The sequence below is a fragment of the Microbacterium sp. NPDC057741 genome (genome assembly GCF_042798735.1).
Classification (GTDB): Bacteria; Actinomycetota; Actinomycetes; order Actinomycetales; family Microbacteriaceae; genus Microbacterium.
Genome location: NZ_JBHVJW010000008.1, coordinates 46,081 through 61,100 on the forward strand (window position 1 = coordinate 46,081; position 15,020 = coordinate 61,100).

Consider the following 15,020-nt stretch of genomic DNA (forward strand, 5'->3'; position numbering starts at 1 on the left):
CACTAGCGTACCGGGGCCCCCTGGACGGCGACCACCAGTGCCACCGCCGTCACGGCGATGCCCTCGCCCCGTCCCGGGAACCCGAGGCCGTCCGTCGTCGTCGCCGCCACGGCGACCGGCGCACCGCCGAGCGCGGCCGACAGCGCCTGCTCGGCCTCGGCCCGACGCGCGCTGAACCGAGGTCGATTGCCCTGGAACTGCACCGAGACGTTGCCGATCACGAAACCCGCCTCGCCGAGGAGCTCACGGGTGCGGGCGAGGAAGACGTCGGCGTGCGCGCCGGCGTACTCCGGATGCGCGGTGCCGAAGTGCTCGCCGATGTCACCGAGTCCGGCCGCGGCGAGCAGCGCGTCGACGATCGCGTGCGCGACCGCATCGCCGTCGGAGTGCCCGGAGAGCGGCTGCTCCCCCGGCCATTCCAGGCCTGCCAGCCAGAGATTCCCCTCTCCGCCGAAGGCGTGCACGTCGGTGCCGACTCCGACTCGCGGCAGCGATACGGCAGAGTGTCTCGGCGCGCGCGCCGGTTCCGCGGCATCCGCCAGCAGGTGCCGTGCGCGCTCCAGGTCGTCGGGGACGGTGATCTTGAAGGCCCTCTCCGCACCGGAGATGTGCCGCACCGCATGCCCCGCTGCCGCGAACAGCGCAGCGTCGTCGGTGTACTCGGCGCCCGATGCGAGCGCCACCGCGTACGCAGCCTCCAGCTGCTCGCGAGGGAAGCCCTGGGGCGTCTGCGCCGCGGCGAGGATGCTGCGATCGACAGCGGCCACGACGTCCGCCGCCTCGACGCGCTTCAGCGTGTCGACGACGGGGAGCGCCGGAATCACTCCGGCATCCTCCCCGCCGCGGACCGACTCCGTGACGGCGTCGATCAGGGCTGACGGGGTGAGCGCACGCGCCGCGTCGTGCACGAGCACGATGCGCGCATCCGCCCAGAGCGCGGCGAGGCCGGCGGCGACGGAGCGCTGACGCGTGTCGCCTCCGACGACGACGCGGCCGAGGTCTGCGCGATCCCCGGCGGCCGCGCGCAGCTCGGTCTCGGCATCACCCTCGAATCCGGCGGGGGCGACGACGATCACCTGCATCGGCGCCGCTGCGAAGACGCCGTCGAGCGCGTGTCGCAGGATCGTGCGATCGTCGATGCCGACCAGGGCCTTCGGGGCATCCGCGCCGAGGCGGGTGCCGGAGCCGGCCGCGACGACGATGATCGCGGCATCCGGAACAGGGAGCACAGTCACGCTCTCAGGGTATCGCCGCCCCGGTGACGACGAAGGGCCGGATGCCGCAGCATCCGACCCTTCGTCGTGAAACCTTGACGCTCTGCGTCAGGAGGCGAGCACCTCGTCGAGCAGCTCGCCGGCCTTGTCCTCGTCGATCTTCTCGGCGAGCGCGAGCTCGGAGATGAGGATCTGCCGGGCCTTCGCCAGCATCCGCTTCTCCCCGGCCGACAGGCCGCGGTCCTGGTCACGGCGCCACAGGTCGCGGACGACCTCGCTGACCTTGATCACGTCGCCGGAGGCGAGCTTCTCGAGGTTGGCCTTGTAGCGGCGCGACCAGTTGGTCGGCTCCTCGGTGAACGGCGCGCGCAGCACCTCGAACACGTGGTCGAGGCCCTCCTTGCCGATCACATCGCGCACGCCGACGAGGTCGACGTTCTCAGCCGGGACCTCGATGATGAGATCGCCCTGGGTGACGTTGAGCTTCAGGTACTTCTTCGTCTCACCCTTGATCACGCGGTCCTTGACCTCGATGATCGTCGCAGCCCCGTGGTGCGGGTAGACGACGGTTTCGCCAACCTCAAAAAGCATAAAAACGTGTCCTTTCGGCAACCTCCAGGATACCACAACCGACATGTACTAAGGTTCGCCGCCGCAGGCCTCACGGCGACGCGCCCACAGGATTCCCCCAGCACCCACTAGACTTGTGGCGGCCCATCGATCGCACCTCTGGAGGATCCGTGAAATCGCGCCCTGCTGCGTCCATCGCCCCGCGCCTGCTGGCGTCGATCGCGCTCACCGCGGTCGCCCTGCTCGGCACCACCGGATGCACGTTCATCACCGAACAGGCGACTGAGATCCCCTACTCGCCCTCCGACGGCGTCAACGTCAACAACGACGCCGGCCCGGTCAAGGTCCGCAACGCGATGATCGTCGCCACCGAGGACGGCGCCACCGGCAACCTGGTCGCCGGCCTGGTCAACGACACCGCCGACGACGAGACCATCACGATCTCGCTCGAGGGCCACGACCCGTTCGAGGTCGACGTCCCCGCAGGCGAGCGCGTCAGCCTCGGTGCCGACGAGGACCCGCTGCGCATCGACGACCTGAACGTGCAGCCCGGCGCCACCGTCAAGGTGCTGTTCCAGTCCGGTGACTCGACCGGCAGCAGTGCCGCCGTGCCCGTGCTCGACGGCACCCTGCCGTACTACTCCGACCTGGTGCCGGAAGACGCTCCGGTCATGCCGACGCCCGTCGGCACGCCGACCGAGACGCCCGCGTCCTAGCATCCGCTTCCACGACGAAGGCCGGCCCGCGATGCGGCCGGCCTTCGTCGTCTCCCCGGGCTCAGCCCTCGAAGCGGTATCCCAGTCCGCGCACGGTGACGAGCATGACCGGTTCGGAGGGGTTCTCCTCGATGCGCGAGCGGATGCGCTTGATGTGCACGTCGAGCGTCTTCGTGTCACCGAAGTAGTCGCTGCCCCACACCCTGTCGATCAGCTGGCCGCGGGTGAGCACGCGACCGGAGTTGCGCATCAGCACCTCGAGAAGCTCGAACTCCTTGAGCGGCATGTTGATCTGCTCACCGGCGACGGTGACGGTGTGCCGGTCGATGTCCAGACTCACCCGGCCCCCGTCGAGCACCCGCTCCTCGAGCTCGTCCTCATCGGGCACAGCGCGACGCAGCACGGCACGCATGCGCGCGAGCAGCTCGCGCGACGAGTACGGCTTGGTAATGTAGTCGTCAGCACCGAGCTCCAGCCCCACCACGATGTCGATCTCGGAGTCCTTGGCGGTCAGCATGATGATCGGCACCGCGGAGGACTGCCGGATCTGCTTGCAGACCTCGGTGCCCGGCATGCCCGGCAGCATCAGGTCGAGCAGCACGATGTCCGCTCCGCGCTCTCGGAAGGCGGCGAGAGCGCCCGGTCCGTCCTCGGCGATCTCGACCTCGTTGCCCTCTCGGCGCAGCAGGTACGCCAACGGGTCCGCGAGGTCGGGTTCGTCCTCGACGAGCAGGATGCGGGTCATGCGTTCTCTCCGTTCCGGGTGCGGGCGGCGACGTCCTTCTTCGCCCGCTTCTTCTTTTTCTTCTTCTTGCCCGCCTGATCGCTCCCCGGCGCGTCGATGCGCGGCAGCCTGATGGTGAAGGTCGATCCACGGCCGGGGCGCGACCACAGCCGCACCTCGCCGCCGTGCCGCTGCGCAGCGTGCTTCACGATCGACAGGCCGAGCCCCGTGCCGCCGGTGCGGCGGGAGCGTGCCTCGTCGGCACGATAGAACCGCTCGAAGATGCGCTCACGATCAGCCTCGGCGATGCCGATCCCCTGATCGGTCACGGCGATCTCGACGACCTCACCCTCCACGCGCACGCCGACGCCGACGCGCGAGCCCTGCGGCGAGTACGCGATCGCGTTCACGACCAGATTGCCGACCGCCTCGATGAGGATCTGAGCGTCGCCGAGCACCCAGGCGCCGCGATCGCCGCCGCGGACCAGCTCGACAGCGGCGGAGTCGGCCTGCACGCCGTGCGCCTCGATGGACGACGCGATCACCTCGTCGACCGAGACAGGACGCAGGTTCGCCAGCCCGTCGGAGGACTGCAGACGGGACAGGCTCATGATGCGGCCGGTGAGCTGACCGAGCCGGCCGGCCTCGGCCTGGATGCGGGCGGCGAACTTCCGCACCTGCTCGGGATCGTCGGCGGCCGATTCGATCGCCTCTGCGAGCAGGGTCACCGCGCCCACCGGCGTCTTCAGCTCGTGGCTGGTGTTCGCGACGAAGTCGTTGCGCATCTGATCGAGCCGCTCCTGCTCGGTGACATCCCGGATCACCAGCAGCGTGAGCCGCGCGCCCATCGCGCTGGCGCGCGCGGCGACCAGACGCGGATCCAGACGCACACCACCGCGCGAGATGCGCAAAGTCTCGGTCGCGCTGCCTCCGGACTGCCGCACCGCGCGCACCAGCTGGCGCAGCTCGGCGTTCTCGAGCACCGCGCTCGCTTCGATGCCGAAACGCGCGGCCGCCTGCGACACCGCCAGCACCAGACCCGAGGCATCCAGCACGCACGCGGCATCGTCCATGCTCGCGAGCACATCGATCGTGCCGGTGGGAACGGCCTGGGAGGTCTCCTCTGCGGCCTGGGCACGGGCACGATACGCCCAGCCGACGAGCAGCACGAGGCCCGCTCCGATGATCGCGCCGACGGCAAGGGCGAACAGCGCGAGATCGGGCGAGGTCATGCCACCAGCGTAGGGCCGCAACGAGCAGGTCACCTGCCGTTCGCCCGGACTTCCGCGGGCGCACGGCATACTGTTCACATGCCGGGCACCGTCCGTTAACCTTCGGCGGACACAATCGCCCAGGGCGTGCCGCAGGCGCTGTACGCGCCTACCACCCGGCGACACCGGCCCGGGTCCACGACGAAAGGTTGCGCCGACAATGCGCGAAGTCTTCCACCAGTCCCTCGAGGATCTGCAGGCCCAGCTGGTCGAGATCGCCGAGCTCGTCACCGTCTCGATCGACAAGGCGACTCGCGCCTTCGCGACCAGCGACGTCTCTCTCGCCGAGGAGGTCATCGCCGATGACGCGCGGATCGACGAGATGGCCGTCAACCTCGACGAGCGCGCCATCGAGATCCTCGCCCGCCAGCAGCCGGTCGCCCGCGACCTGCGCATCGTCATCACCGCGCTGCGCGTGAGCGCGTCCCTGGAGCGGATGGGCGACATGGCCGAGCACATCGCCCAGCTGGCCCGCCTGCGGTTCCCTGAGCGCGCCATCCCGAAGGGTCTGAAGAGCACCTTCACCCGGATGGGCGAGCTGGACGTCGAGATCGCCCGCACCCTCGCCGAGCTGCTGCGCACTCAGGACCTGCGCCTGGCCGACGCCATCCGAAACGCGGATGACGACGTCGACGAACTGCACGCGCGCGTGTTCGAGAAGGTTCTCAGCGACAACTGGAAGGGTGAGGCGACCGCGACCGTGGATGCCACGCTCGCCAGCCGCTACCACGAGCGCTTCGCCGACCACGCGGTCGCCGTCGCGAAGAAGGTCGTCTATCTCGCCACCGGCGACTGGGCGGTCGACGAGGAGGACATCACCCTCGCCGCCGAGGCGCAGGAGCAGGAGGAGACCGGCTCGGGCCACGCCTGAGGTCTCGACACCGTCCGGTGCCGTCCGATCGGGGCGCCGTCGCTCGCGCTGGACTTCTTTGTCCGCGCGGCGTGAATACGCGCCGCGCGAGCAGAGGGCAGCCGCGCGGACGGCTCCGGATGCCGGGAAGAGCAGCGCGAACCGGATCCGCAGCGCGATTGCGCCCAGCACCGAGCTCCGGCATCCGCCCGGCGCTCGCGCGGCATGTCTTTGTCCGCGCGGCGTGAATACGCGCCGCGCGGGCAGAGAACCGCAGCGCGAACGGCCCAAGATGCGGAAGAGTGCCGCGCGGGCGAGAAACAGCAGCGCGAAGGAACACACCGAGGCCCCTCCTGATCCGCGGATCAGGAGGGGCCCCGACGTCGTGAGGGCGCGGTTACTTCTTGCCCTGCGCGGCGACCGCGGCAGCGCCGGCGGCCGCCGCCTCGGGGTCGAGGTAGCGGCCAGGGGCTACGGGCGTGTTGTTCTCGTCGAGCTCGTAGACCAGCGGGATGCCGGTGGGGATGTTCAGCTCGGCGATGTCGTCGTCGCTGATTCCCTCGAGGTGCTTCACCAGGCCGCGCAGGGAGTTGCCGTGCGCGGTGACCAGAACCGTCTTGCCCGCGTTCAGGTCGGGCACGATCGCCGACTCCCAGTACGGCAGCAGACGGTCGATGACGAGCTTGAGCGACTCGGTGCGCGGGATGTCGCCGTCGATGTCCGCGTAGCGGGGGTCGCCGACCTGGCTGAACTCGCTCGCGTCGTCGAGCAGCGGCGGCGGCACGTCGAAGGACCGGCGCCACAGCTGGAACTGCTCCGGGCCGAACTCGGCCAGGGTCTGCGCCTTGTCCTTGCCCTGCAGCGCGCCGTAGTGACGCTCGTTCAGACGCCACGAGCGCGTCACCGGGATCCACAGGCGGTCGGCGGTGTCCAGCGCGATGTTCGCGGTCTGGATCGCACGGCTCAGCAGCGACGTGTGCAGCACATCGGGAAGCAGACCCGACTCGGCCAGCAGCTCGCCACCGCGGCGCGCCTCGGACTTGCCCTGCTCGGTGAGACGGACGTCGACCCAGCCGGTGAAGAGGTTGAGTTCGTTCCATTCGCTCTGGCCATGGCGGAGCAGGATGAGGGTGCGGGTCATGAGTGCCAGCCTATCTTTTTCTCTGTCCGGGGCGGGCTCCGTGACGTTCCCTGCGCTCGCAGAGCGGGTTCCTTCCCGCTTCGCGGGCCCCTCCCGATGCTCGCTCCGGGAACGTCACTGCGCCCTCGTGCTTCTGGGGAAGGCGCCGCGCCTGGGGGTGGTGGGTATTGGCAGGTGATGTGTCTGGAGAACTGGGAGCTTTGGGAGAATCGAGGCATGGCGGGAGTGATCGGGCAGGCGACGCGGGGGACGACGGGGACGAACCGGCTGCGGCGGAACGATCGGGCCATCGCGGCTTCGGAGGCGTTCCGCAAGGCGAACGACCCGCTCGTGATCGACCTGGGGTTCGGGGCGAGCGGGGTCACGGCCTTCGAGCTCGCACGGCGTCTGCGCAAGGTACGGCCGGACTCCTCGGTGCTCGGGCTCGAACTCGACCCAGAACGCGTGGCGACGGCAACCGCGCAGCTCGAGGAGGTGCGCGCGGGCGCAAGCTCCTTCCCGGCGGACCTGCCCGTGTCGTTCGCACGCGGCGGGTTCGAGGTGCCGCTGCCCGACGGACGGCGGCCCGCGGCGATCCGAGCCATGAACGTGCTGCGGCAGTACGACGAGGCCCAGGTGCCCGACGCCTGGGGCCGGATGACGTCACGGCTCGCGCACGGCGGCCTGCTCTTCGAGGGCACCTGCGACGAGATCGGCCGCATCGCATCGTGGGCCGAGGTCGACGAGCACGGCATCCCGCAGCGCTTCACCATCTCGCTGAAGCTGTCCGATCTCGAGCATCCGAGCATCGTCGCGGAGCGACTGCCGAAGGCCCTCATCCACCGCAACATCCGCGGCGAACGAGTGCACGACCTGCTCACCGCCCTGGACCGGGAATGGGACCGCGCCGCCCCGCTGTCCGCCTTCGGCGCCGCGCAGCGCTTCATCGCCGTCGCGGCGGGGCTACGCGATCAGGGCATTCCGGTGCTCGGCGACCGCCGCCGCTGGCGGCTCGGAGAGCTGACGGTGCCCTGGCGCACCGTCGCCCCGGCCTACGAGCTCTGACGTCCCGCAGCGCCGCAACAGGTCACCGTCCTCCCGTTCCGGTCTCACTCGTTGCGGGCGTCCGCAGCCAAACACCCACAACGAGTGAGACCGGAGCAGGGCGAGCACGCGGGCTCACGGCGCTGGCGTCAAGACCGCACTCGCGGAGCGAGACACGACACGTCGGAACCGCGAGAAAGACCTTCGAAGAATCCTCAGGCGCTGCGGGGGTCCTGACCCGCCGGGCGACGGGACAGGCGGGTGAGTCGAGGGACCTCGGCGGTGGCACCGGCATCCGCCGGCACGATCACCTGCTGTGCGGCGGCGATGTCGACGCCGTCGGCGCGCACGACGAGATCGCCGGTCGGCGCGCGACGGGACAGGATCGCCAGCGCGATCGGGCCGTCCTCATGATGCCGGGCCGACGACGTCACGTGCCCGACCTCAGTCTCGCCGGCGAGCACCGGCGCACCGGGCTCCGGCAGAACCGCGTCGCTGCCGTCGAGATGAAGCAGGGCGAGCCGGCGGGGAGGATGACCGAGGTTGTGCACCTTGGCGACCGTCTCCTGCCCGCGATAGCAGCCCTTGTTCAGGTGCACGGCGCTGCGGATCCAGTCGGCCTCGTGCGGGATCGACTTCTCGTCGACCTCGAACTTCCAGCGCGGCCGCCAGGCCGCGATGCGCAGCGCCTCCGCGGCGAGCGCACCGGCGACCTCCCCGCCTGCCAGCGACGACGGGTCGGTCACGATCGCGACGCGCCAGGCAAGCTCCGTGCCGGGATGCTCGGTCACCTGCGAGTACTGGAAACCGCCCGGCTGCACCTGCTGCCAGGGATCCGACCACACCAGTGGCACACCGTTCGGAGCATCCGCGACGACCGCTTCCGCGGCGGAACCACCGTCGACGAAGCCGATCAGCGAGAGCTCGGGGCGCAGCGTCACCACGGCGCGGGAGCGGAACACCATCCGCTGCAGCCAGGTGGCCAGACCCTCGGCGTCGCCGGAGTCGGCGATCAGCCACACGGACGAGCCGTCCTCGAGGACACCGGCGTCGTGCTCGATGCGTCCCTGCGGGTCGAGCACGAACAGTTCGGTGCTGTCGCCGGGGCGCAGGCCGGTGAGCGCCTGCGAGGTGATCGAGTCCAGCCAGGTCAGCCGGTCCTCCCCCGCGACCTCGATGACCGTGCGGTCGCCGAGCGGCACGACGGCGGAACCGGACACCAGGCGGCGCTGCTCGCCGATCGGGTCACCGAAGTGCGCGATCGTGTCGCCGTCGCGCACTGCGCCGGGCAGGGCCGCGAACGCGTCGAGAGTCATACCTTCGCCAATCTCGCCGAGGCGTGCGAGGCCAGCGGCGAGCCGAACGCCGCGATGTCCCACGCCCAGAGCAGATGTCCGTCCACCAGGCCGTACATGCGGGATGCCGCGTTGTACGGCTTCGCGCCCGCGGTGCGCACCACGGCGTCGGTGGCGATGTCGATGCGCGGACCGTCGATGCGGCCGAGGTACAGCTCGAGCGTGCCATCGGAGTGCGCGAGCGACACCTCGAGCGGGAACCCGTGGTCGGTGCGCAGCTGTTCGACGTCCTCCGCGGTGCGCGGCGCAGCGTTCGTCGTGGGCGGCAGCATGGCCGGCCCCGGGTCGGCATCGCCGTGTGTGCGCCCGAGCCGCCAGAATCCGGTCTCGGCGAGCAGCGGCACGGGCACATCGCCGCCGAGGAACGACGCGGTCGCCGCGTAGTTCAGGAACGGGCCGCCGTCATGGCTGAAGCTAACGCGGTGCGAGAACTCGCCCTGCAGGTGCTGCTCACCTGCGGTGTAGTCGATGACGCCCGTGCCCTCCCACACGCCGAGCAGCCACGACAGCGGCACCAGGTCGGCGGGGAGATCCGTGGGCAGATCGAACACGATCCGGTCAGCGCTGCCCGCGGAACAGGTTGACCAGCACCACGACCGAGACGAAGGCGATCGCGAGGCTCGCCAGGCCGAGCAGACCGAGGAAGAAGAATTCGAGCGCGACGACGTCCATGACACTCACTCTATCTGCTCGCGGCGCGCCGCGGCTAAACGGTCGGTATGAGTGCAGCCAGCCCGAAGCCGACCGAGATCAGGCCCATGATCAGCAGCGCCCCGATCACACTCGCCGAGACGCGCACGATGAAGCCTTCGACCCTGCCGAACCACAGCTGCACGGCGAACGAGAGCAGCACGACGATGCCGAACGCCACCAGCATCCAGGGCACGCGATCGTCCTCCGGCAGAACTATCCCCAGCACGATCGACGCGACCAGGGCGACCCCCCACACCACATACACACCCACATACGCGTTCCGCGGCGCCAGTGCTGGTTCGGTCATGTGTCCCATCCTCTCACTTCAGACTGAATAGCATGGGCAGGTGGCCCGGCTGTTGGTACTCACCTCGGATGCGGATGTCGTGCTGCCCGCACTCGAGTTCCTCACCCACGCCGTGCGCCCTCATCCCGCGGATGCCGGGCATCTGCTGTCCGCGCCGGAGGCCGACCTGCTGGTCGTGGACGGACGCACAGATCTCGCCGCCGCGAAGGCGCTGTGCCGGCTCCTGCGCACCACGGGAGAGCGCACGCCGGTGCTGCTGGTCGTCACCGAGGGCGGGATGCCGGCGCTCGCCTCCGACTGGGGATTCGACGACGTGCTCCTGACCACGGCCGGCCCCGCCGAGATCGACGCGCGCATCCGGCTCGTCCTGGCGCGCGCCGCCGAGTCCGCGGAGCCCGTCCGGGTGCAGGCATCCGGAATCACGATCGACGAGCAGTCCTACTCGGCGAAGCTGCACGGACGTCCGCTGGATCTCACCTACAAGGAGTTCCAGCTGCTGCACTTCCTCGCCACGCACCCGTCACGCGTGTTCACCCGCGAACAGCTGCTCAGCGAGGTCTGGGGCTACGACTACTTCGGCGGCACGCGCACCGTCGACGTCCATGTGCGGCGCCTGCGCGCCAAGCTCGGCGACGCCGAGCAGGTCATCGGCACGGTCCGCAACGTCGGCTACCGCTTCAACGTCTACGACGAGGATGCCGCGGACGCGTGAGCGTCATCCGTTAACCGCCCTGTCATCGGTCGGTGCAAGGATGTACCCATGATCGATCCCCTACTGGCAGACTCCGGGCTCGGCGACGCCGAGGACGACGACTTCGACGCCATCGAGGAACCCGACTCACTGCTGCCAGACCACCGGTACCTCGACCGCGAGCTGAGCTGGCTGGCGTTCAACCAGCGCGTGCTGGAGCTCGCCGAGGACCCCACGCTCCCCGAGCTGGAGCGGGCGAACTTCCTCGCGATCTTCGCGAGCAACCTCGACGAGTTCTTCATGGTGCGCGTGGCGGGTCTGAAGCGCCGCATCCTCACCGGCCTCGCGGTGCCGACCAATGTCGGCCGCGCCCCCACCGACGTGCTGGCCGACATCTCGGCCGACGCGCACGCGCTGCAGCTTCGGCACGCCGACGTGTGGACCACGCAGGTCAAGCCCGCCCTCGCCGACTCCGGCATCGAGATCACCGAGTGGGACGACCTCACCGAGCCCGAGCGCGAGTCCCTCGGCGACTACTTCCAGGCGCAGGTGTTCCCGGTTCTGATGCCGCTCGCGGTCGATCCGGCGCATCCGTTCCCGTACATCTCCGGCCTGTCCCTGAACCTCGCGATCCGCATCCGCAACGCACGCACCGGTCGCCAGGAATTCGCGCGACTGAAGGTGCCGCCGATGCTGCCCCGCTTCGTCGCCGTACCCGGCGGCGGCGAGATCCTGCGCTTCATCCGCCTCGAAGAGCTCATCGCCAACCACTTGGGCGACCTGTTCCCCGGCATGGAGGTGCTCGACCACCACGCCTTCCGCCTCACCCGCAACGAGGACGTCGAGGTCGAGGAGGACGAGTCCGAGAACCTCATCCAGGCGCTCGAGGCCGAGCTGCTCAAGCGCCGGTTCGGTCCGCCGATCCGCTTGGAGATCACCGACGACATGGACGAGGTGACCCTCGAACTGCTGCTGAAGGAACTCGACATCACCGGCCAGGAGGTCTACCGCCTGCCCGGTCCGCTCGATCTCCGCGGCCTCTTCGACCTGTCGCGCATCGACCGGCCCGACCTGCGCTACCCGCCGCACGTGCCCACCACTGCGGTCGCGTTCCAGCCCGGCGACAGCAACGAGCGTCCCGACATCTTCAAGGCGATCGGCAAGGCCGACGTGCTCGTGCACCACCCGTACGAGTCGTTCGCGACCAGCGTGCAGGCGTTCCTCGAGCAGGCCGCGCGCGACCCGCACGTGCTCGCGATCAAGCAGACCCTGTACCGCACCTCGGGCGACAGTCCGATCGTGCAGGCCCTGATCGACGCGGCAGAGGCCGGCAAACAGGTGCTGGCACTTGTCGAGGTGAAGGCGCGCTTCGACGAGGCGAACAACATCGTCTGGGCGCGCAAGCTCGAGAAGGCCGGCGTGCACGTGGTCTACGGGCTGGTCGGGCTGAAGACGCACTGCAAGCTCGCCCTGGTGATCCGCGAGGAGGACGGCGTGCTGCGCCACTACTCCCACGTCGGCACGGGCAACTACAACCCGAAGACCAGCCGCATCTACGAGGACTTCGGCCTGTTCACCGCCGACCCGCAGGTCGGCCGCGACCTCACCCGGCTGTTCAACGAGCTCAGCGGCTACGCGATCGAGAAGAAGTTCAAGCGCCTGCTCGTCGCCCCGCTGCACCTGCGCCGCGGGCTGCTGCGGCTCATCGACAAAGAGCGCGCGAACGCCGAGAAGGGCAAGCCCTCCCGCATCCGCATCAAGGTCAACTCGATGGTCGACGAGCAGATCATCGACGCGCTCTACCGCGCCAGCCAGGCCGGCGTGCGGGTGGACGTGTGGGTGCGCGGCATCTGCAGCCTCCGGGTGGATCTGCCCGGCGTCAGCGACAACATCACCGTGCGCAGCATCCTCGGCCGCTATCTGGAGCACTCCCGGATCTTCGCGTTCGAGAACGACGGCGACCCGCAGGTGTTCATCGGCAGCGCCGACATGATGCACCGCAACCTCGACCGCAGAGTCGAGGCGCTGGTGCGGGTAGCCGACGAGGCGCACGTGCAGGAGCTCACCTCGCTGTTCGATCGCGCGATGGACGACGGCACGAACTCCTGGCACCTCGAGGCCGCCGGCGTCTGGACACGCCGCACCGAGGATTCGCACGGCAATCCGCTCACCGACCTGCAGGATGAGACCATGGTCAGGATCCAGCGGCGTCGGCGCAAGCGCTCGGTGCGATGATCCCCACCACGATCGCACTGTCGTCGGACAAGGCCGTCTACGCGGCCGGATGCGTCGTGTGGCGGCTCGTCGAGGGCAAGCTGCGCATCCTGCTGATCCACCGCACGAAGTACCAGGACGTCACGCTCCCCAAGGGGAAGGTCGATCCGGGCGAGACGCTCGCCGAGACCGCCGTGCGCGAGGTGCACGAGGAGACCGGCATCCGGGTCACGCTCGGCGTACCGGTCGGCGTGAGCCGCTACTTCCTCAAGCCCAAGCGACAGAAGGTCGTGCACTACTGGGCCGGAGAGGCGACGGATGACGCGATCCGGGCATCCACCTTCGTGCCCAACCACGAGATCGCCGCGATCGAATGGGTGAGTCTGAAGAAGGCCCGCGCCCATCTCAGCTACCCGGTCGACACCGAGATCCTGGACAACTTCGCGAGCCTGGTCGATGACGGTGTGCTGCAGACCTTCCCGCTGATCGCGCTCCGGCACGGTAAGGCCGTCGCCAGAGCCGATTGGGACGGCCTCGACGTCGAGCGGCCGCTGACCGGGCGGGGCGAGGCGCAGGCCAAGGCGATCGTCGGCCCACTCCGCGCCTTCGGAGTGACCAAGATCGTCACCAGCGACGCGGTGCGCTGCGCGCGCACGGTGAAGCCCCTCGCCAAGACCCTCGGCATCAAGGCGAAGAAGACCGAGCTCATCGGGCAGGACGCCTGGGAGGCCGGAACAGCCGACCTGCGCAGCGTCATCGGCAAGCGGGTCCGGCTGCGCGAGGCCGCCGTGATCTGCAGCCACGGGCCGGTGCTGCCAGACATCCTGTCGGAGATCGCCCTCGCCACCGGAACCATGCGCGGCTCCTATGTCGCCAGCGCGAGTGCGCTCGAGCCCGGGGCCTTCTCCGTCGTGCACCTCTCAGCCAGCAACCCCGGATCGGGCATCATCTCGATCGAGACGCACGACCCTCAGGTCTGATTTCCCGCGGGTCGTCTTCTCCGCGCCGCCAGTCGTTCACCTTCCGTTCACCCGCACGGGACAGTCTCGTTAACCGTCGCTCCTAACGTCACTGTGTGCCCTGCACCGGGCCCGAAACCCACCCACGATCGAACGGATCCACAGTGAAGATCTCCCGCATCGCTCGAATCAGCGCCGTCGGCGCCATCGCCGCCCTCGCCCTCGCCGGCTGCGCCGCGAACGAGAGCGCAGCGCCCGCAGCATCCGACACGCCTGCCGGCCCCGCCCTCAGCGGCAACCTCGTCGGCGGCGGCGCGACCTCCCAGGAAGTCGCGATCTCGGCCTGGACCAAGTCGTTCCAGACCTCGAACCCCGACGTGACCGTCGACTACGACCCGCAGGGCTCCGGCACCGGCCGCGAGTCGTTCGCCGCCGGCGCCTACACCTTCGCCGGCTCGGACCGCGCGTTCAAGACCGACGAGCTGTCCTCGATGGAGTTCAAGGGCTGCGCTGCCGACTCGCCCATCATCGAGGTGCCGGCCTACATCTCGCCGATCGCCGTGATCTTCAACGTCGACGGCGTCGACAAGCTCGACCTCGACCCGAAGACCCTCGCGGGCATCTTCGCCGGCACCATCACCAAGTGGAACGACCCAGCGATCGTCGCGACGAACCCCGACGCGAAGCTGCCCGACCTGGCGATCAACCCCGTCCACCGCGCCGACAAGTCCGGCACCACGGGCAACTTCACCGACTACCTCGCCGCCGCGGCTCCTGAGACCTGGACCCACGGCTCCGTCGAGGAGTGGCCGATCAAGGCCGGCGAGGCCGCTCAGGGAACCTCGGGCGTCGTGCAGGCAGTCGAGGGCGGCAAGGGCACCATCGGCTACGCCGACGCATCGCGCGCCGGCGAGCTCGGCACCGTGCAGGTGAAGGTCGGCGACAAGTTCGTCGGCTACTCGCCCGAGGCCGCTGCGGCCATCGTCGACGAGTCGCCGCTCGAGGAGGGGCGCGCCGACGGTGACCTCGCGATCAAGCTGGACCGCACCTCCGACAAGGAGGGCGTGTACCCGATCGTCCTGGTCAGCTACCTGATCGGCTGCGAGGAGTACGCCGACCCGGCCAAGGCCGCGCTGGTGAAGGGCTTCTTCAATGTCGCGATCAGCGCCGACGGCCAGAAGGCCGCCGCCGAGGCATCCGGCAGCGCCCCCATCTCGGACGACCTGCGCACCAAGGCCCAGGCCGCGGTCGACCTGATCGTCACCAAGTGATCCACCGCGGCGGCCCGGCAG

General features: G+C 69.5%; 15 protein-coding genes. 7 read left to right on the top strand and 8 right to left on the bottom strand.

Going from position 1 to position 15,020, the window contains the following annotated elements; genetic code table 11:
* Positions 1 to 2 precede the first annotated feature (2 nt).
* Positions 3 to 1,235, bottom strand: coding sequence for a 2-C-methyl-D-erythritol 4-phosphate cytidylyltransferase (gene ispD / locus ACFVDO_RS19210; protein WP_378860101.1), 1,233 nt, complete (start codon positions 1,233 to 1,235; stop codon positions 3 to 5).
* Positions 1,236 to 1,322: 87 nt separating this feature from the next.
* Complete coding sequence (locus tag ACFVDO_RS19215) at positions 1,323 to 1,805, bottom strand: CarD family transcriptional regulator (protein ID WP_116241884.1); 483 nt, start codon at positions 1,803 to 1,805, stop codon at positions 1,323 to 1,325.
* Between the two features lie 149 nt (positions 1,806 to 1,954).
* Here ACFVDO_RS19215 and ACFVDO_RS19220 point away from each other — a divergent pair, with 149 nt between their 5' ends.
* Complete coding sequence (locus ACFVDO_RS19220) at positions 1,955 to 2,500, top strand: DNA modification methylase (RefSeq protein ID WP_378860102.1); 546 nt, start codon at positions 1,955 to 1,957, stop codon at positions 2,498 to 2,500.
* A gap of 61 nt (positions 2,501 to 2,561) precedes the next feature.
* On the opposite strand, the gene ACFVDO_RS19225 is transcribed toward ACFVDO_RS19220, so the two are convergent.
* Together ACFVDO_RS19225 and ACFVDO_RS19230 are read right to left on the bottom strand one after the other, a co-directional pair.
* The gene (locus ACFVDO_RS19225; RefSeq protein ID WP_378860007.1) at positions 2,562 to 3,245 is read right to left on the bottom strand and encodes a response regulator; all 684 of its coding nucleotides are present in this window, start codon (positions 3,243 to 3,245) and stop codon (positions 2,562 to 2,564) included.
* Positions 3,242 to 4,456 carry a sensor histidine kinase gene (locus ACFVDO_RS19230; protein ID WP_378860008.1) on the bottom strand — a complete coding sequence of 405 codons (1,215 nt, stop codon included), beginning with the start codon at positions 4,454 to 4,456 and terminating at the stop codon, positions 3,242 to 3,244. Before ACFVDO_RS19230 ends, ACFVDO_RS19225 begins: the two co-directional genes overlap by 4 nt.
* Positions 4,457 to 4,655: 199 nt before the next feature.
* Between ACFVDO_RS19230 and phoU the strand changes: the two genes are divergently transcribed.
* A complete protein-coding gene (gene phoU / locus ACFVDO_RS19235) occupies positions 4,656 to 5,366 on the top strand; it encodes a phosphate signaling complex protein PhoU (RefSeq protein ID WP_378860009.1) in 711 nt (236 codons plus the stop codon).
* A 376-nt stretch (positions 5,367 to 5,742) separates the two neighbouring features.
* Here the strand turns inward: phoU and ACFVDO_RS19240 are convergent, their stop codons facing one another.
* Positions 5,743 to 6,486, bottom strand: a complete 744-nt coding sequence (locus ACFVDO_RS19240; RefSeq protein WP_378860010.1) for a phosphoglyceromutase — start codon at positions 6,484 to 6,486, stop codon at positions 5,743 to 5,745.
* Positions 6,487 to 6,702: 216 nt separating this feature from the next.
* On the opposite strand from ACFVDO_RS19240, the gene ACFVDO_RS19245 reads away from it, so the two are divergent.
* Entirely contained in the window at positions 6,703 to 7,530 is an 828-nt protein-coding gene (locus ACFVDO_RS19245; protein WP_378860011.1) for a class I SAM-dependent methyltransferase, read from the top strand.
* Positions 7,531 to 7,724: 194 nt separating this feature from the next.
* Here ACFVDO_RS19245 and ACFVDO_RS19250 read toward each other — a convergent pair whose 3' ends face one another.
* From ACFVDO_RS19250 to ACFVDO_RS19260, 3 genes are all read right to left on the bottom strand, one after another.
* Entirely contained in the window at positions 7,725 to 8,825 is a 1,101-nt protein-coding gene (locus ACFVDO_RS19250) for a YgfZ/GcvT domain-containing protein (protein ID WP_378860012.1), read from the bottom strand.
* Entirely contained in the window at positions 8,822 to 9,415 is a 594-nt protein-coding gene (locus ACFVDO_RS19255; protein WP_378860013.1) for an FABP family protein, read from the bottom strand. The genes ACFVDO_RS19250 and ACFVDO_RS19255 overlap by 4 nt, the downstream gene beginning before the upstream one ends.
* A gap of 155 nt (positions 9,416 to 9,570) precedes the next feature.
* The gene (locus ACFVDO_RS19260; RefSeq protein ID WP_378860014.1) at positions 9,571 to 9,864 is read right to left on the bottom strand and encodes a hypothetical protein; all 294 of its coding nucleotides are present in this window, start codon (positions 9,862 to 9,864) and stop codon (positions 9,571 to 9,573) included.
* Positions 9,865 to 9,904: 40 nt separating this feature from the next.
* Here ACFVDO_RS19260 and ACFVDO_RS19265 point away from each other — a divergent pair, with 40 nt between their 5' ends.
* The 4 genes from ACFVDO_RS19265 (at position 9,905) to pstS (ending at position 14,999) form a co-directional block, all read left to right on the top strand.
* Positions 9,905 to 10,576 (top strand): DNA-binding response regulator, encoded by a 672-nt coding sequence (locus ACFVDO_RS19265; RefSeq protein WP_378860015.1) that lies wholly within the window; start codon positions 9,905 to 9,907, stop codon positions 10,574 to 10,576.
* A gap of 48 nt (positions 10,577 to 10,624) precedes the next feature.
* Positions 10,625 to 12,790 (top strand): RNA degradosome polyphosphate kinase, encoded by a 2,166-nt coding sequence (locus ACFVDO_RS19270; protein ID WP_378860016.1) that lies wholly within the window; start codon positions 10,625 to 10,627, stop codon positions 12,788 to 12,790.
* Positions 12,787 to 13,749, top strand: a complete 963-nt coding sequence (locus ACFVDO_RS19275; RefSeq protein WP_378860017.1) for an NUDIX domain-containing protein — start codon at positions 12,787 to 12,789, stop codon at positions 13,747 to 13,749. The genes ACFVDO_RS19270 and ACFVDO_RS19275 overlap by 4 nt, the downstream gene beginning before the upstream one ends.
* A gap of 143 nt (positions 13,750 to 13,892) precedes the next feature.
* Positions 13,893 to 14,999, top strand: coding sequence for a phosphate ABC transporter substrate-binding protein PstS (gene pstS / locus ACFVDO_RS19280; protein ID WP_378860018.1), 1,107 nt, complete (start codon positions 13,893 to 13,895; stop codon positions 14,997 to 14,999).
* Positions 15,000 to 15,020 lie beyond the last annotated feature (21 nt).

Excerpts from the sequence above, each read along its gene's own strand:
- ACFVDO_RS19215 (WP_116241884.1), bottom strand. The coding sequence starts at position 1,805 with ATGCTTTTTGAGGTTGGCGAAACCGTCGTCTACCCGCACCACGGGGCT.
- ACFVDO_RS19225 (WP_378860007.1), bottom strand. The coding sequence starts at position 3,245 with ATGACCCGCATCCTGCTCGTCGAGGACGAACCCGACCTCGCGGACCCG.
- ACFVDO_RS19230 (WP_378860008.1), bottom strand. The coding sequence starts at position 4,456 with ATGACCTCGCCCGATCTCGCGCTGTTCGCCCTTGCCGTCGGCGCGATC.
- phoU (WP_378860009.1), top strand. The coding sequence starts at position 4,656 with ATGCGCGAAGTCTTCCACCAGTCCCTCGAGGATCTGCAGGCCCAGCTG.
- ACFVDO_RS19240 (WP_378860010.1), bottom strand. The coding sequence starts at position 6,486 with ATGACCCGCACCCTCATCCTGCTCCGCCATGGCCAGAGCGAATGGAAC.
- ACFVDO_RS19245 (WP_378860011.1), top strand. The coding sequence starts at position 6,703 with ATGGCGGGAGTGATCGGGCAGGCGACGCGGGGGACGACGGGGACGAAC.
- ACFVDO_RS19250 (WP_378860012.1), bottom strand. The coding sequence starts at position 8,825 with ATGACTCTCGACGCGTTCGCGGCCCTGCCCGGCGCAGTGCGCGACGGC.
- ACFVDO_RS19260 (WP_378860014.1), bottom strand. The coding sequence starts at position 9,864 with ATGACCGAACCAGCACTGGCGCCGCGGAACGCGTATGTGGGTGTGTAT.
- ACFVDO_RS19270 (WP_378860016.1), top strand. The coding sequence starts at position 10,625 with ATGATCGATCCCCTACTGGCAGACTCCGGGCTCGGCGACGCCGAGGAC.
- ACFVDO_RS19275 (WP_378860017.1), top strand. The coding sequence starts at position 12,787 with ATGATCCCCACCACGATCGCACTGTCGTCGGACAAGGCCGTCTACGCG.